This window comes from Plantibacter sp. M259 (assembly GCF_006065115.1).
GTDB classification, from domain to species: Bacteria; Actinomycetota; Actinomycetes; order Actinomycetales; family Microbacteriaceae; genus Plantibacter; species Plantibacter auratus.
The window spans coordinates 1279952-1299554 of record NZ_CP040750.1; the positions used below are offsets into that span (position 1 = coordinate 1279952).

The 19603-nt window shown below is 69.3% G+C and carries 21 protein-coding genes; 11 read left to right on the top strand and 10 right to left on the bottom strand.

What is annotated here, in order from left to right:
* Nucleotides 1-8: 8 nt before the first annotated feature.
* Genes FGL15_RS05825 through FGL15_RS05840 form a run of 4 tightly spaced genes read right to left on the bottom strand, consistent with a single transcriptional unit; the run spans nt 9 to nt 4865 of the window.
* Nucleotides 9-1100 (bottom strand): ABC transporter permease, encoded by a 1092-nt coding sequence (locus tag FGL15_RS05825; RefSeq protein WP_138945311.1) that lies wholly within the window; start codon nt 1098-1100, stop codon nt 9-11.
* Nucleotides 1097-2110: an ABC transporter permease gene (locus tag FGL15_RS05830; RefSeq protein ID WP_138945312.1), complete on the bottom strand. Its 1014-nt coding sequence runs from the start codon at nt 2108-2110 to the stop codon at nt 1097-1099. The genes FGL15_RS05825 and FGL15_RS05830 overlap by 4 nt, the downstream gene beginning before the upstream one ends.
* The gene (locus FGL15_RS05835; RefSeq protein WP_138945313.1) at nt 2107-3834 is read right to left on the bottom strand and encodes a sugar ABC transporter ATP-binding protein; all 1728 of its coding nucleotides are present in this window, start codon (nt 3832-3834) and stop codon (nt 2107-2109) included. The genes FGL15_RS05830 and FGL15_RS05835 overlap by 4 nt, the downstream gene beginning before the upstream one ends.
* A complete protein-coding gene (locus FGL15_RS05840; protein ID WP_138945314.1) occupies nt 3831-4865 on the bottom strand; it encodes a sugar ABC transporter substrate-binding protein in 1035 nt (344 codons plus the stop codon). Before FGL15_RS05840 ends, FGL15_RS05835 begins: the two co-directional genes overlap by 4 nt.
* A gap of 278 nt (nt 4866-5143) precedes the next feature.
* On the opposite strand from FGL15_RS05840, the gene FGL15_RS05845 reads away from it, so the two are divergent.
* From FGL15_RS05845 to FGL15_RS05855, 3 genes are all read left to right on the top strand, one after another.
* Complete coding sequence (locus FGL15_RS05845; RefSeq protein WP_064295672.1) at nt 5144-5815, top strand: FadR/GntR family transcriptional regulator; 672 nt, start codon at nt 5144-5146, stop codon at nt 5813-5815.
* A gap of 95 nt (nt 5816-5910) precedes the next feature.
* Nucleotides 5911-6978, top strand: coding sequence for a hypothetical protein (locus tag FGL15_RS05850; protein ID WP_138945315.1), 1068 nt, complete (start codon nt 5911-5913; stop codon nt 6976-6978).
* A 177-nt stretch (nt 6979-7155) separates the two neighbouring features.
* Complete coding sequence (locus FGL15_RS05855; RefSeq protein WP_138945316.1) at nt 7156-7608, top strand: hypothetical protein; 453 nt, start codon at nt 7156-7158, stop codon at nt 7606-7608.
* A 75-nt stretch (nt 7609-7683) separates the two neighbouring features.
* Here FGL15_RS05855 and FGL15_RS05860 read toward each other — a convergent pair whose 3' ends face one another.
* Both FGL15_RS05860 and FGL15_RS05865 read right to left on the bottom strand, forming a co-directional pair.
* Nucleotides 7684-8841 carry a HAMP domain-containing sensor histidine kinase gene (locus FGL15_RS05860; RefSeq protein WP_205858694.1) on the bottom strand — a complete coding sequence of 386 codons (1158 nt, stop codon included), beginning with the start codon at nt 8839-8841 and terminating at the stop codon, nt 7684-7686.
* Nucleotides 8838-9560, bottom strand: coding sequence for a response regulator transcription factor (locus tag FGL15_RS05865; protein WP_138945317.1), 723 nt, complete (start codon nt 9558-9560; stop codon nt 8838-8840). The genes FGL15_RS05860 and FGL15_RS05865 overlap by 4 nt, the downstream gene beginning before the upstream one ends.
* A 197-nt stretch (nt 9561-9757) precedes the next feature.
* Between FGL15_RS05865 and FGL15_RS05870 the strand changes: the two genes are divergently transcribed.
* Entirely contained in the window at nt 9758-10438 is a 681-nt protein-coding gene (locus FGL15_RS05870) for a M15 family metallopeptidase (RefSeq protein ID WP_138945318.1), read from the top strand.
* A 42-nt stretch (nt 10439-10480) separates the two neighbouring features.
* Here the strand turns inward: FGL15_RS05870 and FGL15_RS05875 are convergent, their stop codons facing one another.
* Entirely contained in the window at nt 10481-11146 is a 666-nt protein-coding gene (locus FGL15_RS05875; RefSeq protein ID WP_370282098.1) for a metalloregulator ArsR/SmtB family transcription factor, read from the bottom strand.
* 114 nt (nt 11147-11260) lie between these two features.
* Between FGL15_RS05875 and FGL15_RS05880 the strand changes: the two genes are divergently transcribed.
* Genes FGL15_RS05880 through FGL15_RS05895 form a run of 4 tightly spaced genes read left to right on the top strand, consistent with a single transcriptional unit; the run spans nt 11261 to nt 13816 of the window.
* Complete coding sequence (locus tag FGL15_RS05880; RefSeq protein ID WP_138945320.1) at nt 11261-11521, top strand: DUF6458 family protein; 261 nt, start codon at nt 11261-11263, stop codon at nt 11519-11521.
* Between the two features lie 23 nt (nt 11522-11544).
* Complete coding sequence (locus tag FGL15_RS05885; RefSeq protein WP_138945321.1) at nt 11545-12780, top strand: serine/threonine-protein kinase; 1236 nt, start codon at nt 11545-11547, stop codon at nt 12778-12780.
* The gene (locus FGL15_RS05890) at nt 12777-13256 is read left to right on the top strand and encodes a hypothetical protein (RefSeq protein ID WP_138945322.1); all 480 of its coding nucleotides are present in this window, start codon (nt 12777-12779) and stop codon (nt 13254-13256) included. The genes FGL15_RS05885 and FGL15_RS05890 overlap by 4 nt, the downstream gene beginning before the upstream one ends.
* Nucleotides 13253-13816, top strand: coding sequence for an SRPBCC family protein (locus tag FGL15_RS05895; protein ID WP_138945323.1), 564 nt, complete (start codon nt 13253-13255; stop codon nt 13814-13816). The genes FGL15_RS05890 and FGL15_RS05895 overlap by 4 nt, the downstream gene beginning before the upstream one ends.
* 17 nt (nt 13817-13833) lie before the next feature.
* Here FGL15_RS05895 and FGL15_RS05900 read toward each other — a convergent pair whose 3' ends face one another.
* From FGL15_RS05900 to FGL15_RS20515, 3 genes are all read right to left on the bottom strand, one after another.
* Nucleotides 13834-14628 carry an SDR family NAD(P)-dependent oxidoreductase gene (locus FGL15_RS05900; protein WP_138945324.1) on the bottom strand — a complete coding sequence of 265 codons (795 nt, stop codon included), beginning with the start codon at nt 14626-14628 and terminating at the stop codon, nt 13834-13836.
* 153 nt (nt 14629-14781) lie between these two features.
* Nucleotides 14782-16446: an MDR family MFS transporter gene (locus tag FGL15_RS05905; protein ID WP_138947214.1), complete on the bottom strand. Its 1665-nt coding sequence runs from the start codon at nt 16444-16446 to the stop codon at nt 14782-14784.
* 32 nt (nt 16447-16478) lie between these two features.
* On the bottom strand, nt 16479-17198 hold the full coding sequence (locus FGL15_RS20515) for a TetR/AcrR family transcriptional regulator (RefSeq protein WP_138945325.1): 720 nt from the start codon (nt 17196-17198) through the stop codon (nt 16479-16481).
* A gap of 83 nt (nt 17199-17281) precedes the next feature.
* Here FGL15_RS20515 and FGL15_RS05915 point away from each other — a divergent pair, with 83 nt between their 5' ends.
* From FGL15_RS05915 to FGL15_RS05925, 3 genes are all read left to right on the top strand, one after another.
* Entirely contained in the window at nt 17282-17872 is a 591-nt protein-coding gene (locus FGL15_RS05915; RefSeq protein WP_138945326.1) for a TetR/AcrR family transcriptional regulator, read from the top strand.
* Nucleotides 17873-18163: 291 nt separating this feature from the next.
* Nucleotides 18164-18658 (top strand): hypothetical protein, encoded by a 495-nt coding sequence (locus tag FGL15_RS05920; RefSeq protein WP_138945327.1) that lies wholly within the window; start codon nt 18164-18166, stop codon nt 18656-18658.
* Between the two features lie 242 nt (nt 18659-18900).
* On the top strand, nt 18901-19503 hold the full coding sequence (locus FGL15_RS05925; protein WP_138945328.1) for a hypothetical protein: 603 nt from the start codon (nt 18901-18903) through the stop codon (nt 19501-19503).
* Nucleotides 19504-19603 lie beyond the last annotated feature (100 nt).

Consider the following 19603-nt stretch of genomic DNA (forward strand, 5'->3'; position numbering starts at 1 on the left):
GGTGGACGTCAGGTGAGGGGTTTGCGGGCGCGGTCCCGCGCGAGGAGGACTCCGAGGAGCAGGATCAGGATCAGGACGACACCGCGGGCGAGGCCCTGCCAGTAGAAGGACAGCCCGATGAGGTTCATCCCGTTGGTCAGCAGCGCGAAGATGAGCACACCGACGAGCGTCCCGAAGAGATTGGGCCGCCCCGTCCGGCTCAGCGTCGTCCCGATGAACACCGCACCGATCGAGTCGAGCACGTAGAGCTGACCGCTGTTCGCGACGAAGCCCTGGCTCCGCGAGGCCAGGATCAGCCCGGCGATGGCCGCGATCCCGGCGGCGAAGATGAACGCCGTCGCCATCGACGTCCCCGCCAGACGCCCGGAGATCCGGGTCGCCGTCGGCTGCTCCCCCGCCGCAGTCAGCACCCGACCCCAGCGGCTCCGTTCGAGCGCAGCCCAGACGATGATCAGCACGAGCACGGCGACGACGATCGGCGCGGCGACACCGAGCACGGTCCCGGCGCCCAGCCACGCGAACTCGTCCGGCACGCTGCTGCGCGACAGGTAGATGGGTGACCCACCGTCGGTCGCGACCTGCTGCACGCCACCACCGATGAACCAGACGCTGAGCGTCGCGAGGAACGGTCGGATGCGCAGCACCACGATGAGGAACGCGTTCACGGCCCCGACGAGCAGGCCGACGACCAGACCGCCGACGATCGCCACCCAGGCCACGTAGTCGTCGGCCAGGAGCGCCGACGCGGTGAGTGCCGCGAGGTCGATGGCGACACCGATCGAGAGGTCGATGCCCCCGGCGCGGACGACGACCGTCATCGCGACGGCCGCGAGCAGGAGCAGCGCGTTCTGGTTGAGCACCCCGAGCAGGTTGTCGGCGGTGAGGAACGACGGCGACAGCACCGCGAACACGATGAGCAGCACCGCCAGCACGGCGGGGGCGAGCGCCTGCGGGACCGCGGCACCGAGGCCACGGACCGTCAGCCTCGAGAGCGGGCCACCGTGACGCTGGTCGCCGCCGCCTCCCGGTCCAGCCGATCCGGCGTTCGGCACGGAGACGCCGGTGGTGGCGGAGGACTGCGTGCGCGTGTCGACACTCATCGCTTGACGCTCCGTTCGCGGATCGCGGCGACCGCGAGGACCAGCAGGATCAGCACACCCTTGGTGATGCCGATCCACTGGCTCGGGACGCCGAGCTGACTGAAGCCGTTGGTGAGGATCGCGACGAACACGGCACTGAACAGCGTCCCCGTGATCGTGACGACGAGCCGGCGGGAGAACGCGATGGACAGGAACGTCGCGAGGAGGATGTCGATGAGCGACTGCTCCCCGATCCCCGGCAGCGCAGCGGACAACCGACTGGTCATGAGGACGCCCGCGATCCCCGCGAGGACCGCCGCGAGCACGTAACTGCCGACGATGTGGCGGTTGACGTCGATCCCGGCCACCCGGGCGGCCGTCGGGTTCTGCCCGACCGCGGCGTTCTTGACGCCCCAGCTGGTGCGCCCGGTTGCGAAGGCGACGACCGCGAAGACGATGAGCAGCACGACGACCGCGGCGGGGACACCGACGACGTGTCCGCTCCGCAACCAGACCAGCCCGGCGTCGGAGACCGGCACCTTGACGTTGTTCGTGATGACGATCGTGAGGCTCGTGACGATGCTCATCATCGCGAGGGTGACGAGGAGTGGCCGGATCCCGGCGACGACGACGAGACCGTTGACGAGCCCGATGAGCGCCGTGGCTCCGATTCCGATGAGCAGCGCGAGCGGCAGACCGAGCTCGGCCTGCAGGAGCACCGCGACGAGGGCACCGGAGAAGCCGAGGACGGCGCCGATGGAGAGGTCGATGCCGCCGCGGACGACGTCCTCACCGCCCGTGACGACGACGATGGACAGTCCGAAGGCCGCGATCGCGTAGACCGCCGACTGGGTGAGGATCGTCGCGAGGTTGGCCGGGTCGAGGAAGCCGGGCGAGGCGACCGCGAAGACGACGACCTCGATGACGACGATCGCGTAGCCGATGAGTCCCAGCCGGGAGACCGGGCGACGCTTCGTCGTGGACTCCGCCGCGGCCGAGGGTGCAGCGGGTGGAGCGGAGAGGGCGGTCATGCGGAGACTCCTCGGGTGGGTGGCGTGGCGCCTCCGGCGGATCCCGCGGGGCCGGGCCGGTCTGGTTCGGCCTGCGTCGACGACGTGGGCCCTTCGACAAGCTCAGGGACCGAAGGGGCCGACGGGACCGAGGGGGCCGACGGCGTGGACGCGACCTCGGCGGCACCCGTCGACCAGGCGAGGATCGTGTCGGCGGTGGCCTGCGATCGGGGCAGCTCGGTCCGGATCGTTCCGCGGTACAGCACGAGGACGCGGTCGGCGAGCCCGATCAGTTCCTCGAGGTCGACGCTCACGAGCAGGACGCCGGCGCCCTGCGCGACGAGCGCGTCGATCTCCGCGTAGATCTGCTGACGCGACCCGATGTCGACGCCGGAGGTCGGCTGGTCGAGCACGAACACGGTCGACCCGGCCGCGAGCCACCGACCGAGCACGACCTTCTGCTGGTTGCCGCCGGAGAGGCTTCCGGCCACCGCGGTGTCGTTCGCGGGCCGGACGTCGAGCCTCGTGACGAGGTCTGCGGCGATCTCCCGCTCGCGTCGACCACGCAAGATGCCAGCGAGCCCGGTGATGCGGTCGAGCGCGGCGAGCGTGAGGTTCTCGCGGACGGACTGACGGTTCAGGATGCCGTCCCGGTGGCGGTTCGCCGGGACATACGCCCCGCCCGCCCGGACGAAGGCGCGCGGCGAGCGGATCGTCGCCCGGCCGAGCCGCACGGTTCCGCCGTGCGCACGCAAGCCGGTGACCGCGTCGGCCAGTTCCTCGAGGCCCGAGCCGACGAGACCCGTGACGCCCACGATTTCGCCCGGACGGACGGTGATCGAGACGCCGTGGAGCCGCTCCGGGACCGTCAGGCCGTCGATCGCGAGGACCGGTTCGGCACCGGCGTCGGCGACGATCCGTTCGCGGTCGCCGAACTCCTCGACGCTCCGCCCCACCATGAGCTGGACGATGGCGTCGAGGGTCGCGTCGGGATCGGCCAGGTCGAGCGCACCGACGCGTTCACCGTTGCGGAGGACCACGACGCGGGACGCGATGTCGCGCACCTCCTGCAGGTAGTGGGAGATGTAGATGACGGCGACGCCCTGGCTCTGCAGGGTCCGGACGGTGCGGAACAGCCGCTCCACGTCGCCGGCGGCGAGCGGTGCGGTGGGTTCGTCGAGCACGAGGACCCGCGGGCGCGTGATCGTCGCGATCGCGAGCTGCAGGAGTTGCTGTTCGGCGACGCTCAGCTCGTCGACGAGGGTCTTGCCCGGCACGTCGAGCCCGACGAGGTCGAGCAGCTCCCGCTCGGCTCGGCGGTCGAGCTGCCGGCCGGTGAGGAACGCGGAGCGCGAGCCGAGGAACAGCTGCTCCGCGACCGTGAGCCGACCGGCCAGGTGGCGGTCCTGATGGATGACGCGGACACCGAGGCGTTCGGCGTCGCCCGGGTTGCGGATGACGACCGGTTCGCCGTCGATCTCGATGGCGCCCTCGCTCGCCGTGTATAGGCCGGTGAGGATCTTGATGAGCGTCGACTTGCCCGCGCCGTTCTCGCCGACGAGCGCGACGACCTCCCCGGGATGCACCTCGAGGTCGACGTCGTCCAGCACCCGGACGCCGCCGAAGTCCTTCGCGATGCCACGCATGCTCACGGCGGGAGCCGAGACTTCGGTCGTGGCGGCACCGGGCCGACCGCCCAGCGAGCGCTGGGCGGCCTGACCGTCGATCGAGGTGTCGTGCGTCATTCCAGGCCGAGTCGCTTGCGCTCGTCGGCGACGTTCGCCTTGTCGATGAACACGGCGTCGAGGTAGGTGCTCAGCGGCACCTCGTCCTGCTTGCCACCGAGGTACAGGGCGACGTTGTTCGCGCTCGTCGTCCCGAACAGGGTCGGCTGCTGCGCGACCGTGAACTGGTACACCGAGTCGGGGTCCTGGATGAGGTCGAGCGCTCCGGGCTCCGCGTCGACGCCGTAGACCTTGATCTCGTCTCGGCCCGCCGCGTCGATGGCCTGCGAGGCACCGATCGCGGGGAGGTCCCAGCACGACCACACGGCCGAGATCTCGCCCTTGGGGTAGCGGGTGAGCGCGTCGTTCGTCTTCTGCTTGGCGTCCTCGATGGTGCCCTCGTAGATGTCCTGCAGCTCGGGCTCGATGATCTCGATGTTCGGGTAGTTCTTCAGCACGAGCTTGAACTCGTCGTAGCGGATCTGGCAGGGGGTGACGTCGTAGAAGCCGTTGAAGACGAGCACCTTGCCCTTCCCCCCGATGTCCTCGGCGAGGGTGCGGGCGAGGGTGGAGCCGATCTGCCAGTTGTCGGAACCGATGTTGTTCACCGAGTTCTCGCTGGCGTGGTCGATCGTGAAGACCGGGATGTCGGCGTCCTTCGCCTGCTGCAGCGCCGGGGCGAGCGTGGTCGCGTCGCCGAGGATGACGACGATCGCGTCGACCTTCTGCGAGACGAGGTTCTCGACGTTGGCCAGGTGCTTGTCGTCCTGTGCGTCGGCCTGGGTGGCGACGACCTTGGCGCCCAGCTCCTCCAGGCGGTCCTGCACACCCTGGTAGGTGAGGCGGCCGAAGTCGCGGACGACGTCCTTGGCGGCGACGCCGACGGTCTTGCCCTTGAGCGAGGGGACGTCGACCTCGGAGGCGGCGGAGCTGGCAGCGGCGCCGCTCGTCGACTCGCTGGACGAGGACTGCTTGAGCGAACAACCGGTGGCCAGGCCGGCCACGACGGCCAGGGTGACAAGAGACAGCGCGAGGCGCGATCGACGACGCATGGGGACTCCAGATGACGGTGGGGTGCGGGACGGTGCAGGGGGTGGTGGAGCGTGCCGGCGTCCGCTGTCGGTGCGGTCGGGCGCACCGGGACGTCGGGTTGCAGCAACAGTAGGGAGTGATCGGACGGGCCGCGAGAGGGCGCTCAACCTGACGTAACACAAGGTGCCCGGTGTCGGCGTTGCGTGGAGCCTGGTCGGGGTGCGGCCCGCGGAAACGTCGGATGTATCATGGCGCGAGGCGGTGTTCCACGTGACCGTCTCGCTCGAGCAGGGGTCGCATGGCAGTCACGGACGAGGCGATCGCGCGGATCCAGGCGATGATCGTCGCCGGAGACCTCACACCCGGCCAACGCCTCCCTCCGGAGAAGGAGCTCAGCGAGACCCTGGGGCTCTCCCGCAGTTCCCTCCGCGAGGCGGTGAAGGCGTTGGAGCTCATCCGGGTGCTCGACGTCCGTCGCGGCGACGGCACCTATGTCACGACGCTCGAGCCGAGCCTGCTGCACGAGGCGATGTCGTTCGTCATCGACATGCACGCCGACGCCTCCCTCATCGAGATGTTCGAGGTGCGCCGCATCCTCGAACCCTCCGCGTCGGTGATGGCGATCCAGCACCTCGACGACGAGCGGATCGCCGAGCTGCGCAGCATGGTCGACGAGGTCGACGAGTCCACGACGGTCGAGGATCTCGTCGCCCACGACCTCCAGTTCCATGCGCGCGTGATCGAGCTGAGTGGTAACGCCTACCTCGCGAGTCTGCTCGCCGCCCTCGGCAGCAAGACGGTCCGGGCCCGCATCTGGCGCGGCCTCACCGAGGAGAAGGCCGTCGCCCGCACCCTGCAGGAGCACCACGCGATCGTCGACGCCCTCGAGAAGCGCGACACCGAACTCACCCGCGCGCTGGTCACGGTCCATGTCTCCGGCGTCGAGAGCTGGCTCCGCCGCTCGATGTGATCCCTCCCCCCCTGCCCGCGAACTGTCACTTGCTGCTAGTCCGGGCCGCTCCAACTAGCCGTTGGTGACAGTTCGCGGGCAGGTAGCGTGAGGGGATGGACGGCACGATCGACACACGAGCGCTCATCGACCCCATCGACCGTGACGCCATGGCGAAGGCGCCCTCGTACCATCGCGCGCCGTCCGCCCGGCTGTTCATCGGCCTGCTCGCGGCGATCGTCGTGGTCACCGTCGCCGGGTTCGTCCTGTTGGGAACGCTGCCCTCGCCCTCACGAGGCGGCTCCGGCCCGACACCGCTGCTCGGGATCGGATTCCTCGCGGCCGCCGCCGTCGCGGTGATCGCGGTCCTCTCCTGGCGTACGAGGCGTATCAAGCGCTTCCGCCTCTCCCAATTCGCCGCGGCCAACGGGATGACCTACACCGCAGACCTCAGCTACCCGCCGTTTCCCGGCATGATCTTCGGGATCGGATCGTCGCGGCAGTCGACCGACGTGCTGCGGGGTGGTCGTCCCCGCGCCGTGGAGTTCGGCAACTACCGGTACACGGTCCGTCACGGGAAGAGTTCGACGACCCACCACTGGGGATACGTCGCGGTGAATCTCGACGTCCCCCTGCCGAACATCGTGCTCGACGCGATCGGCAACAACGGGTTCGGCTCGAACCTCCCGGCAGCGTTCCAACGGGCCCAGCGACTCTCCCTGGAAGGCGACTTCGACCGACACTTCACGCTCTACTGCCCCGAAGGCTACGAACGCGACGCGCTCTACCTGTTCACGCCGGACATCATGGCGAGGTTCATCGACCACGCCGCCGAGCTCGACGTGGAGATCATCGACGACTGGCTGTTCCTCTACACGAAACGGGAGGTGTCGACCCTCGATCCCGACACCTGGGCCTGGCTGTTCGGCATCGTCGACGCGCTGATGACGAAGTTGGACCAGTGGGCTCGGTGGCGGGACGACCGTCTCCTGTCGCAGGCGACCGGAGCGGTGGATCACCAGCTCGCATCCGGCGCTCAGACCACCTCCCCCGCGATCGGACTGCTCACCCCGCCGCCGGGTGTCGCCCCGTCCGGCCGCAGGTTGCGACGATCCGGGACGTGGATCCCCGTCGCCTTCGTCGTCGGAACACTGATCGTCTGGATCGTCACACGCATGAACTGACCCTCCCCTGCCCGCGAACTGTCACTTGCTGCCAGTCCGGGCCGCTCCGACTAGCGGTTGGTGACAGTTCGCGAGCATGTTGGGAACGTCTGGTGATCGGGAGACGAGGACGGAACAGGACGGTTGATGGGATGACGGAGTGACCAGGACCGGTCACCTGTCAGAAAGGACCACCCCATGCGCCGATCCACGGCCCTCGGCTTCGCCGTCCCCGTCCTCGCCCTCATGCTGGGCCTCACCGCCTGCTCCGGATCCGCGGGAGCCCCATCGAGCGGTGGATCGCCGTCGACCGCCGACTCCTACGCCGAGGCGTACGACGACTACACGATCTCCCTCGCCGACTGCCTCCGTGACCAGGGGATCGCCGTCGAAGACCCGGAACCGGGCACCGCGATCACGTTCGACGGCGGCGACGCGATGAACCAGGCCTACGACGTCTGCGCCGCGGAGCTCGGCCCGCCGCCCGCGAACCCCGACCAGCTCAGCAAGACGGAGATCTCCGACGAGCTCCGCCTTCGCGCGCAGTGCCTGCGGGACCAGGGGTTCGACGTCCCCGATCCGGATGCGAACGGGGTGTGGGACCTGCCGGAGGACCTGTTCGATGAGGCCAGGGCGTGCGCCGTGCAGTGATCTCCGCACCAGCTGGAACGGCCGACCGATCCCGTGATCGGTCGGCCGTTCCGTCGTCCCGCGGTCAGGCGACGATCAGGCGCCGGTGAGGCTGAGGTCACGAGCGTCCGGCAGCAGCACTGTCGCCTCGAGTCCACCCGCCGGCAACGGCGCGAGCCGCAGCGACCCACCGTGCAGCTCCACGATGCGGGCACCCAGGGTGAGCCCGAGACCGTTACCCCGATCGCGACCGGCAGCGCGCGCCATCCGGGCATCCCTCCGGTCGAACGGCTCCACGAACCGCGCAACCTCGGCCTCGTCGAGTAGCGGCCCCGAGTTGCTGACCACGACGACGGCCCGTTCTGGCGCCTGCGGGTCGGGTCCGACCCACACCGAGACCCAGCCGTCCGGACCGCTGTTGTAGCGCACGGCGTTCGACAGCAGGTTCGTGACCAGTTGCTGGAGGAGCACGCGGTTGCCGCGCACCGATGCGCTCCGGAGGGTCGACGAGATCGTGACCCCGGCGTCCGCGGACTCCGGCGAGATGAGCTGTGACGCGTCGCGAGCCACCGCCGCAAGGTCGACGGGCGAGGTCACGAGCGGTCGGCGATCGAGCTGGTTCAGCTGCAGGAGCGCCTCGACGATCGCGATCCCCCGCTCGTTCGTCTCGTGCAGCCGTCGCAACGCGCGGTCGACGTCGCGGCCCTCCGGGTCGGCCTGGGCGACCTCGATGAGCATCTTCATCGTCGCGAGCGGTGTCCGCAGTTCGTGCGAGGCGTTGGCCGCGAACCGCTTCTGCGTCAGGAACGACTGCTCGAGGCGTGCCAGCATGTCGTCGAAGCGGTCGGCGAGCTCGCGGAACTCGTCGCGGCGACCCGTCATCGCGATGCGGTGGTCGAGCGAACCCTCCGCCGCCGCGCGCACGGCCGCGTTGAGGTCCCGCAGCGGCCGCAGAACCCGTCCGGCGACGATCCAGCCGACACCGGTGCCGATCACGGCCATCGCGATGAGCGCGAGCATCGAGTAGTTGATGAGCGAATCGCGGATCTCGCCGCGGGTGATGGCGGAGATCTGTCGACTGTCGGCGGCGGGCGCGAGCGGATAGCTGGGGAACCGCCAGATGATGACGTTGATGACGATGAGCGCGATGAGTCCCGTCACGATGGTGAACGCGGCGTAGGTCGCGGTGAGTTTGACGCGAGCGGTCATCCACGTCGGTCGGGCGATGTCACCGGCTTCCGGAGCGGCGGTCATGCGCTTGCCTCGTCATCCTCGTCGACGTCGACACCGCTCGCTTCGGCGGGGCCCTCGCCCGGCGGAAGCACCCGGTAGCCGACGGCCGGCACGGTGTGGATGATCCACGGCTCGCCGAGCACCTTCCGGAGCGTGGACATCGTCACCCGCACGGCGTTCGTGAACGGGTCGGCGTGCTCGTCCCAGGCGCGCTCGAGGAGCTCTTCGGCACTCACGACGCCACCCTTGGCCGCGAGCAGGATCTCCAGCACCGCGAACTGCTTCTTCGCCAGACGCACGTACCGGCCGTTGCGGTACACCTCGCGGCGGAACGGGTCGAGCCGCACACCGGCGTACTCGAGGACGGGTGCGAGCGACGCTTTGGGTCGACGCGCCAACGACCGGAGGCGGAGGACGAGCTCGCGCAGCTCGAACGGCTTGGTCAGGTAGTCGTCGGCGCCGATCTCGAAGCCGCTCTCCTTGTCGTCGAGGTCGGCGGCAGCGGTGAGCATGAGCACCCGGCAGGGCAGTTCCTGGGCGATGATCCAGCGGCAGACGTCGTCGCCGTGCGTGCCAGGGAGGTCGCGGTCGAGCACCACGACGTCGTAGGCGTTGACGGCGAGCCGCTCGAGCGCGGTGTCGCCGTCGAACACGAGGTCGGCGGCGAGTCCCTCGTGCTGCAGGCCCTCGAGGATGCTCTCGGCGAGGTACTGCTCGTCCTCGGCGATCAGGACACGCATGGGACCTCCGGTGTTCGGGACGGATGACGCGTCGATGGCGTCACTCCGGCGCCCGCGATGGGCGTCGTGTCGATCGTAGGCGGCGCGGTGTTTCGGAACCGTCTGGTGATCGTCCGACGCCCGTGTAACCGCCGTCGAGCTGGACTGGGGGCCGGGTCGTCGCGTGCCGAACACCGACGACCGACCGAGGAGGAACCATGCAGCACGACATCCAGCACCAGCAGCAGCCGCACCGGCACCCGGGCCGACGGAGCACCGTCGCCCGCAGGGGCTCCAACCGAGCCGTCGTCATCCTTGCCGCCACGGCCGTCGCCCTCACCGCCGCGATCGCCCTGGTCGCGTGCACGGGCGTCGCGCCGACCATCACCCGCGGGATCACCGCGCTGGCCGAGCGGCCGTCCGGAGACGCGGGTGCCGGGACCACGACCACGACGGATGGCGCGTTCGGGGCCGACGACGGCGTGCTGGACGAGAACCGGTACTCGGCCTACGACACCGATCTCCCGGCCATCGCGAACCTCGATGCGGCCCTCCTGGAGGCCGTCCAGCAGGCGACCGACGCAGCGGCGCAGGACGACATCGCGCTGTACGTGAGCTCCGGTTGGCGGAGCACGGCGTACCAGCAACACCTGCTCGACGAGGCGATCCTCCAGTACGGCAGTGAGGCGGCCGCCCGGCAGTACGTCGCGACGCCCGACGGCTCCTCGCACACGCGCGGGGCGGCAGTCGACATCGGTGCGACGGACGCCGACTACTGGCTCATCGAGCACGGCGCAGACTACGGCCTCTGCCAGACCTATGCGAACGAGATCTGGCACTTCGAGTTGGCCACCGTCCCCGGCGGCGAGTGCCCGGAGCTCCTCCCCGACGCCGGGTGAGGTCGGAGCCTGGACCAGCCGCTGCAGCCGGGCACCCCGGTCCTATCCGGCGACCGGTGCCAGCCGACTGACGAACTCGTCCACCCGGAGGCGGATGTCCTCGAACGCCGCGTCGAACGCCTCATCGGTCGCGGGTGCGGCCGGGTCGGGGATCGACCAGTGCAGGTCGTCCCGCCCGCCGAGCTCCTCGTGCGCCCGGTTGCACACGGTGATGACGAAATCGCCGTGCCGGAGGACCTCCGCCGTCGCGCGTGGAACGCTCGGGCTGATCAGGACGCCATGGCGCGCCGCCGCCCGAACGGCGCCCGGGTTGACCTCGCTCGCCGGCCGGCTGCCCGCGGATGCGACGGGGACGTCACTACGGTCCTGCCAGAGCGCCTCGGCCATCTGCGACCGCGCCGAGTTCGCCGTGCAGACGAAGACGACCCGCGCCGGGGCGCTGATCGGTTCGGGTGCGAGGCGGTCGAACGCCCCCGGGACGAGCCGCACGTAGTTGCGGCGTCCATCGGACTCGGATCGCGAGCGCGAGAGGATCCCCGCTCGCTGGAGGACGCTGAGGTGATGGGAGACGAGGTTCGACCCGATCCCGAGGGCGAGCTGGATCTCGGTGGGTGAGAGGTCGCCGAGCGCGAGGAGGTCCACGATGCGCAGCCGCGCCGGCTCCGAGAGCGCGGCGAACTTGGACGCCCTTACCGTCAGCGACTCCACCGACACAACCCCCGTTGACTCAACCGTGATTGACTCAATAATAGGCTGAGTCGTCCGTGAACACCCCTTGAGCGATCCGCTCGAACTCACGGTCGTCGAGAAGAGGAGCTACTCATGGGTCTCGGAACCGGAATCGCCCTGGTCGTCATCGGCGCCATCCTCGCCTTCGCCGTGAACGTCGACGTCCCCGCTGTGGACCTCACGCTCATCGGGTACATCCTCATGGCCGCCGGCGCCGTGGTGTTCCTCATTTCGCTCGTCCTCGTGCTCCGCCGCCGACAGGTCTCCTCGACCACGCGCTCCGCCGTGGACCCCGGTAGCGGCGAGCGCGTCACCCGCCGCAGCACGACCGACAACGACGGCCCCGTCCTCTGACGACCGGACCGGCCGCACCACCCATGACCGAACCCGCTACCGCGCCGTCTCAGAGCGGCGAACTGCTGGACGGTCGGTATCGACTCGAGCGACCGATCGGTGCCGGCGGGATGGCGACCGTCCATCTGGCGACCGACGAGGTGCTCGGGCGCAAGGTGGCGGTCAAGCTGTTCCGCCGGGGAACGACCGATGCGACCGACGGCGCCAGGACCGCCTCGGAGACGCGTCTGCTCGCGTCGCTGAACCATCCGGCCCTCGTCACCCTCTTCGACGCCAGGGTCGTGGCCGGCGACGGCTCCTACCTCGTCATGGAGCACGTCGACGGCCCGACGCTGTCCCAGCGCATCGCTCGGTCGCCGCTTCCGCCGTCCGAGGTCGCCGCGATGGCCGTCGACCTCGCGGAGGCGCTCCACACGGTGCACGCGGCGCGAGTCGTCCATCGCGACATCAAGCCGTCCAACGTGCTGCTTCGACCGACGATCCTGCCCCACCAGGCGTACCGCGCGAAGCTCGCCGACTTCGGCATCGCCTACCTCATCGACAGCACCCGGATGACCGCGCCGGGCTCGTTGATGGGCACGGTCGCCTACCTCAGTCCTGAGCTCGTCCGTGGTGCGGATCCGGCCCCTCCGGCCGACGTGTACGCCCTCGGACTCGTCCTCCTCGAAGCCTTGACCGGTCGCCGCGCCTACCCGCAGACCACTACGCACGAGTCGCTCATGGCACGCCTCAACGCGTCGCCGACGATCCCCGGCGAGCTCGGCTACCAGTGGAAGTCGCTGCTCACCGCGATGACCGCGTCCGAACCGGCGCAGCGCCCCACCGCCCTGGACGTCGCCACGACGGTCCGCGCGATGGACCCCGTGCTCGACCCGGCGGATGCGACCGTGGCGACCTCGGCACCTGCGATGACGACGACCGCCTACCCGGCGCCGACGGCCGCGACCGAGCCGCTCGTCTCGACGACGCCGTTCGAGCCGACGGCGGACGCGCCCGCCGAGACCGGCCCGACCGCGGTGCTCGACGGCACTCGCCGCTCGGAGCGACGTCTCGACGGTGGTGCACGGCGACAGGCCGCAGCGCACCAGCCGCGGCGCCTTCGACGCTGGCTGATCCTCGCGGCCGTACTGCTGGTGATCGCGGTCGCCGTCGTCTGGTTCATCGTGTCCCAGGCACAGCCGCCCGCCCCGACGCTGCCCACCCTGCCCGAACCGTTGTCGACGCATCTGGATGAACTCCTGCGGGAGGTGGCGCCATGAGGAACTCCTGGAACCGGGGGCTCCGGCTGCTCGCAGCACCGGTGGTCGTCGTCGCCCTGCTGAGTGGCTGCGCCGGACCGGCTGCAGACCTCGACGCGAGCACCGGCCGCGACCTGCAGAGTCGTGTACTCGTGGTCGCGAACGCAGCCGCCGACGGCGACACTGCGGGTGCGCTCTCGGCTCTCGACGCGCTCGAGGCGCAGCTGGCCGCTGCTGAGGCGGCTGGGACCGTCTCGGCGACGCGAGCCGCGGACATCCGTGCGGCGATCGCGCTCGTCCGCGCCGACCTCTCCCCCGCGGTCGAGACCCCGGCACCGACCCCGGAACCCAGTTCGGTCGAGCCGGCCGAACCCGTCTCGCCGGTCGAGGACGATGGAGGCGGGGACGATTCCGACGACGGTAACGGGGACGATCCCGGGAACAACGGGAACGGCAACGGCAACAACGGCAACGGCAAGGACAAGAAGGACAAATGAAGCGACGAGGAAGCACGGACTCCGCGCCCGACGACGGATCGGTCGAGCCCGGGGACGAAGAGACGGCGAAGCGAACCCGCACGGCGGAGGACGGGGTCTCCACCGTGCAGCACAGCATCGTCGTCGACCTCCCCATCGCCGCGGTCTACAAGCAGTGGGTCGATTTCGAGTCCTACCCGGAGTTCCTGCCGGCCGTGCGCGAGGTGAAGCTGACCGGCGAGGTCTACAGTCGCTGGACCGTCGCGATCAGCAAGCTCTCGCGGCAGTTCCTCGTCGAGATCCTGGAGCAACTCCCGGAGGAGCGCCTGGTCTGGCGCACCATCGAGGGCGACGTCTGGTTCAGTGGCGACGCCACCTTCGACGCGATCGACAAACAGCAGACCCGCGTGGACGTCACGGTGCACTGGAAGCCGGTGTCCGCGGTGGAGCGGACCGCTGCAGCGCTCGGGCTCGCCGGACGGGCCGTCCGCGGGACGCTCGAGGCGTTCAAGACGTACATCGAGTCGACCGGCGGCCCCTCGGGTCACTCCCGCATCAAGGTCGTCTCCCCGAATGGCTAGCCGTCGGCCCCACCTGATCAGCTCATGAACGGTCGCAGGTCCGGATAGCCGGTGGTCTGCCAGGCGCCGTCGACGACGAGGTTGTCGCCCGAGATGTACGACGCGTCGTCGCTCGCGAGGAACAGGGCGGCTGCGGCGATCTCCTCCGGCGCAGCGGCACGTCGGAGCGGGATGCGCTCGTCGTACGCGGCCTGAACACCGGGGATGTCGGTGAGCGACTTCGTCAACGGCGTCGCCACGAGACCCGGCGACACGGCGTTCACGCGGATCCCGTGCTCACCGAGTTCGAGCGCCGCCTGCTTGGTCAACATGACCGCGCCTGCCTTCGACGCCGTGTAGCCGACGCCGAAATGCATGGGGACGAGCGAGTTGAGCGAGGCGATGTTGACGATCGACCCGGCCTTGCCCTCGGCGAGGAATTGGCGGGCGGCGAGCCGGGTGCCGTTGAAGGCGCTGTAGAGGTTCAGCCGGACGGTGAAGTCCCAGTCCTCGAAGGAGATGTCGGTGATCGTCCCGGCGCGTGATCCACCGGCGACGTTGAAGAGCGTGTCGAGCGTGCCGAAGCGCTCGACGGTCTCAGCGATCAATGCGGAGAAGTCCGCCTCGTCCGTGACGTCGGTCCGCCTGCCGTGCACGCGATCGCCGAAGGTCTCGCGGGCACTCGCGATCAACTCGGCGTTGATGTCAGCGACGACGACCGAGGCGCCCTCGGCGACCAGCCGTTCGGCGATCTTCGCCCCGATGCCGGACACGCCCCCGGTGACGATCGCGACCTTGCCGGCGAACCGGCCCTGGATTGATGCATTCGACATGATGCGGCTCCATTCTGCTCGCCGGCTCTGGCGAGCATCTCCAGCATACGCATCTATCAGTCACATGTCAGATAGTTTCAGGCGGCCCTCAGCATGACGACGCCAGCCCCGGGACGACGTGTCCCAGGGCCGGCGTCATGCAGCGGCCGAGTCCTACCGCGGCGACTGCTCGCGATCAGCGTCCGTCAGTTCACCGTCGCGACTCGAGGCCCGGTCGAACGCGGGTACCCCGGTGGTCGAGGCAGGCACCTTGCCGCGCGCTGCAGCCTCGAGCGACTCCGCCTCGTCTCCGCCAACGGCCTCACCGCGGGCGACGAGCCCGGCGACGTCGGACAGCGGGATCTGCTTGAGGAACAACGACAGCAGGAAGGCCGCGCCGATGAACGGCAACAGGTACCAGAACACCGGAGCCAGAGCATCGGCATAGGCGGTCACGACACCGTCGCGGATGCCCGGCGCAAGCTGGCTGAGCGTCTGCGGATCGATCGTCGCCGCCGCGTTGGAGGCGTCACCCGCGCTGGCTCCCGAACTCGCGAACACGTCCTTCAGGTTGGCCGTGAGGCGCGTGGTGAAGATCGTGCCGAACACAGCGACGCCGAGCGACGCCCCGACCTCGCGGAAGTAGTTGTTCGTGCTGGTCGCGGTTCCGACCATCGACGCGTCCACCGAGTTCTGGGCGACGAGCACGACGACCTGCATGATGAGGCCGAGACCAGCGCCGAAGAAGAACAGGAAGACGCAGATCAGCCAGATCGGGGTGTCCGCCGTGAGCGTCGTGAACGCGACCATGGAGGCGGCGGTGACGAGCGTGCCGATGACCGGGAACATCCGGTAGCGACCGGTCCTGGTGATCAGGTTCCCCGAGACGATCGAGGTGCCGATGAGGCCGACCATCATCGGGATCATGAGGAGGCCCGACGCGGCTGCCGAGGTGCCGGACGACATCTGGAGGAAGGTCGGCACGAAGCCGATCGCCGAGAACATGCCGAGGCCCAGCGTGAGGCCGATCGCGGTCGCGTTGATGAACGTCGGGTTCTTGAACAGCGACAGCGGGATGATCGGGTCCTTGGCCCGCGCCTCGGTGATGACGAAGAGCAGCGCGGCGAGCAGCATGCCGATGCCGAACATCCAGGTCTCGATGGCGCCCCAACCGTGAGCGGCGTCCCCACCGAAGTCGGTGAAGAAGATGAGGCAGGTGGTGAACGCCGAGAGGAAGATCACGCCGAGGAGGTCGATCGGCGCGGTCGCCTTCTTGTTCGGCAGCCTCAGCGTGAAGAATGCGATCGCGAAGGCCGCGATGCCGACCGGGATGTTGATGTAGAACGCCCACTGCCAGGTGAGGTGGTCGACGAAGAAGCCACCGAGGAGCGGACCACCGACGGCGGAGAGACCGAACACGGCGCCGAGCGGGCCGAGGTACTTGCCGCGCTCGGAGGCGGGCACGATGTCGGCGATGATCGCCTGCGACAGGATCATGAGGCCACCGCCACCGAGGCCCTGGACGGCACGCCAGACGATGAGCTGCGTGAAGTCGCCCGCGAACGCACAGCCGACGGAGGCGATCGTGAACAGGGCGATCGCGACGAGGAAGAGGCGACGACGGCCGAGGACGTCACCGAACTTGCCGTACACGGGCATGACGATCGTGGTCGCCAGGAGGTAGGCGGTGGTGAGCCAGACCTGGTGGTCGACGCCGCCCAGCTGTCCGACGATCGTCGGCATGGCGGTGGAGACGATCGTCTGGTCGAGGCTGGAGAGCAGCATGCCCGCGATGAGGGCGGCGAAGATGATCCAGATGCGGCGCTTGGTGAGCAGCATCGGGCCCTCGGTGGGTGCGGCGGTGGCGGCGGTCACGGGAGGTCCTTTCGGGGAGTGGGGTTCGTGTGGGGGTTCTGGGGCGCGGCGTCGTCGGCAGGTCCGGCGTCGGCGGGTTCGGGGTCGTCGGGCTCGAGGATGGTGCGGTACGTCGCGAGGCAGTCGCGGATGGAGCCGACGATGTCGAACTCCCCGCCCTGTCCGAGGTCGGCGACGCCGCTGCCGAAGACGCGCGCCATCGTCGTCTTGATCGCCATCCCGAAGAGGTCGGCGCAGGCGCGGGCACGTGGATCGTCCGCCGGGACGCCTTCCCGCGCGGCGATGAGCTCGACGAGCAGTTGCTCGCGCTCACGGTTGAGGCCCATGAAGCGGACCAGCAGCTTGGGTTCGCGCTCGAGGGCGGCGTGGAAGTCGACGTGCTCGGCGAGACCGAACCCGGACCGCTCCGCATGGGCGGCCGCGATGACCATGAAGTCGTCGAGGACGGCGCGCCACCCGCGCGAGCCGAGGGCGAGGAACTCGGTGGCGAACCGCTCGGTCTCCTCGGTCTCGTCGACGCCGAGGACGGCGTCCTCCTTGCTCGGGAAGTAGTTGAAGAAGGTGCGGCGCGAGACGCCGACCTCCTCGCAGAGTTCCTCGATCGTGAAGCCGTTGAGCCCGTGGGTGGCCGTGAGCCGACGTGACACGGTCGTCAGGCGCGCAGCGGTGGCGGCCATCCGGTCGGACAGCCGATTCGTCGAAGTTGCACTCTGCATCACGAAGTGCAGTATTGCACTCTCCGAGCAGGGGTGCAACTTGGAGCACGAGCCGACCGGTCGGGCCTCACTAGAGTGAACGCATGGACCCTCGTCAGGCACGAACCCGCAGTGCCCTTCGTGACGCGATCCACACCCTCGCGGCGGCGAAGCGCATCGATCAGGTGACCGTTGCGGAGGTGTCCCGGGTGGCGGGGATCACCCGCGACACCTTCTACCGTCACGCCGCGACGCCCGTCCACCTGCTCGCCGACGTGCTCGGCGAGGAACTGGATGAGACGCTCCAGGCGCACGCCGATCTGCCGGCGCGCAGCGACTCGACGCTGAGCGTCTTCGACGAGTCCGAGCGCGACCTCCTGCGTCACGTCGCCGAGCACGCGACGATCTACCGCAACGCCATGCACCCCCGGCTCATCGGCCCCCTGCGTGACGCGCTCACCGAGCGGATCGAGCAGGCGCTCGCGCACCACCTCGACCGACACCCGCAGATCGCCCCACCCCGCGAGGACGGCATCACGCCGGAGCGACACGTGCGCATGCTCGTGGCCTACGCCGGCGCCGGCACCGTCGCGGCGATCGAGGAGTGGCTGCGATCCGGTGACCTCGACGACATCGATGCCGCGGCTCGCACGGTCATCGCGGCCTCCCCCGCCTGGTGGCTCGGCCGCTCCTGACCCCGGGCCTGGGCCTGACGCCAGCGCGGTGCGCTGACGCGAGCGCGGGTCCCTGACGTGAGCGCGCCCCTCCGGAGGCCCGCGCTCACGTCCTTCGGGGTGCGCTCACGCCAGCGCACCGCGCTGGCACAGCGGCCTCGTGCGCGACATATGTCGGTGTAGGCATATCTGCACTGTGGATAACCCGAGCGGCCTCTTCGACCGCCCGTAGCGTCGAGGGATGCCGACGACATCCGCGCCTCGAACCCTCTCCACACTCGCACTCGTGATGGGACTCCTCGCCCTCACCGCGTGCACCGACCCCGAACCGGCTCCGCCCCGAGCAGTCCTCCGCCGGTCTTCGAGAACGAGGAACAGGCCCTGGCGGCCGTGACGGAGACGTATCAGCAGTTCCTCGACATCTCGAACACCATCCTTCACGAGGGTGGCATCAATCCAGAACGCATCGAAGCTGTCGCGTCCCCCGACGTTGTGGCTATCGAATACGAGGCGTACTCCCGAATGCGTGACGGCGGCTACAGCACTCGAGGAGACATCGGGCTGTCCGGTGTCCAAGTACGAGAGTTCTACAGCTCGCCTGACTCACTCGGAGTCGTAGCCCGAGCATTCGCATGCGAGATCATCGACTCCGTCGAGATCTTTGACGCGAACGGCCAGCCCCAACCGCAACCCGATCGCCAACCCGCCGTTGGATTCGGGATATCCCTCGGCGTCGATCCGGTTAACTCCGACCGTTTCATCATCACGTCGAAGGATGCAGAAGAGGGGGCGTCGTCATGCGCGTGAGGACAGCAATTGCCACGCTCGCCATGGCTCTCGTTGCCGGGGTGACGATGACGATGGCCGCCCCTCAGCCTGCAATGGCCGCGAGCTGCGGTTCCGCTGACGCAATCTGGGGATGCGCCGGCAATGGCTCCGTCGACATCGGTGGCAGCGTCGAACGGCCCGGTTCGGGTGGAGGCGGTGGTTCCGGTGGCGGGACGGGCGGAGGCGACGACGAAGGCGGCTCAGCCGAGCTTCCACCCGGTGTGACAGATGGTCCCAACGGTGAGCGCACGGTCTGCAGCCTCATCCGGCCGGACGAGTGTTACACCTTCACCCCGGGCGATCTCGGCACCGACCTCGGAGCAGCACCCGCCGCACAGCCCGTCACGATCCGCGACGTCGCCAGCTTCGCACCCGCCGCAGCGACCGTCACGACCGAACCCGCCGCCTGGGGTGTCCGCGGGCTCCACACCAACGTCATCGCCGGCGCTTCAGGACACACCCGCACCGGCACCCTGTTGGGCCAGGCCGCGGAGGTGAACTTCATCCCCGTCGGATTCACCTTCGACTACGGCGACGGCGAGACCGCCACCACCCGGACCGGCGGGTCGACCTGGGCGTCCCTCGGGCTGGCCGAGTTCTCCAAGACCCCGACCAGCCACCGCTACACGACGGTCGGAACCAAGATCATCACCGCGGAGGTCGAGTACGCCGCCGAGTATCGCATCGGCGACAGTGGGTGGCTTCCCGTCGTCGGAACCCTCTCGATCCCGACCGAAGAACCCCACACGGTCCAGATCGTGCGGAACTCGACCGTCGGCGTCGACAAACCCTGCCGCCCCGGCAAACCAGCCATCGGCTGCTGACACCGCGACGGGTCCACCCCGTGAGCGCGCCCCATCGGCGTGAGCGCACCCCTCCGGAGACCCGCGCTCACGTCACGGGGGCGCGCCCACGCCGACAAAC

Bases quoted from the DNA above. Each gene is read 5' to 3' on its own strand.
- FGL15_RS05880 (WP_138945320.1), top strand. From the start codon at position 11,261: ATGGGTCTCGGAACCGGAATCGCCCTGGTCGTCATCGGCGCCATCCTC.
- FGL15_RS05835 (WP_138945313.1), bottom strand. From the start codon at position 3,834: ATGACGCACGACACCTCGATCGACGGTCAGGCCGCCCAGCGCTCGCTG.
- FGL15_RS05830 (WP_138945312.1), bottom strand. From the start codon at position 2,110: ATGACCGCCCTCTCCGCTCCACCCGCTGCACCCTCGGCCGCGGCGGAG.
- FGL15_RS05855 (WP_138945316.1), top strand. From the start codon at position 7,156: ATGCGCCGATCCACGGCCCTCGGCTTCGCCGTCCCCGTCCTCGCCCTC.
- FGL15_RS05850 (WP_138945315.1), top strand. From the start codon at position 5,911: ATGGACGGCACGATCGACACACGAGCGCTCATCGACCCCATCGACCGT.
- FGL15_RS05870 (WP_138945318.1), top strand. From the start codon at position 9,758: ATGCAGCACGACATCCAGCACCAGCAGCAGCCGCACCGGCACCCGGGC.
- FGL15_RS05885 (WP_138945321.1), top strand. From the start codon at position 11,545: ATGACCGAACCCGCTACCGCGCCGTCTCAGAGCGGCGAACTGCTGGAC.
- FGL15_RS05915 (WP_138945326.1), top strand. From the start codon at position 17,282: ATGGACCCTCGTCAGGCACGAACCCGCAGTGCCCTTCGTGACGCGATC.
- FGL15_RS05840 (WP_138945314.1), bottom strand. From the start codon at position 4,865: ATGCGTCGTCGATCGCGCCTCGCGCTGTCTCTTGTCACCCTGGCCGTC.
- FGL15_RS20515 (WP_138945325.1), bottom strand. From the start codon at position 17,198: ATGCAGAGTGCAACTTCGACGAATCGGCTGTCCGACCGGATGGCCGCC.
- FGL15_RS05845 (WP_064295672.1), top strand. From the start codon at position 5,144: ATGGCAGTCACGGACGAGGCGATCGCGCGGATCCAGGCGATGATCGTC.
- FGL15_RS05905 (WP_138947214.1), bottom strand. From the start codon at position 16,446: ATGCTGCTCACCAAGCGCCGCATCTGGATCATCTTCGCCGCCCTCATC.
- FGL15_RS05825 (WP_138945311.1), bottom strand. From the start codon at position 1,100: ATGAGTGTCGACACGCGCACGCAGTCCTCCGCCACCACCGGCGTCTCC.
- FGL15_RS05890 (WP_138945322.1), top strand. From the start codon at position 12,777: ATGAGGAACTCCTGGAACCGGGGGCTCCGGCTGCTCGCAGCACCGGTG.
- FGL15_RS05865 (WP_138945317.1), bottom strand. From the start codon at position 9,560: ATGCGTGTCCTGATCGCCGAGGACGAGCAGTACCTCGCCGAGAGCATC.
- FGL15_RS05860 (WP_205858694.1), bottom strand. From the start codon at position 8,841: ATGACCGCCGCTCCGGAAGCCGGTGACATCGCCCGACCGACGTGGATG.
- FGL15_RS05895 (WP_138945323.1), top strand. From the start codon at position 13,253: ATGAAGCGACGAGGAAGCACGGACTCCGCGCCCGACGACGGATCGGTC.
- FGL15_RS05900 (WP_138945324.1), bottom strand. From the start codon at position 14,628: ATGTCGAATGCATCAATCCAGGGCCGGTTCGCCGGCAAGGTCGCGATC.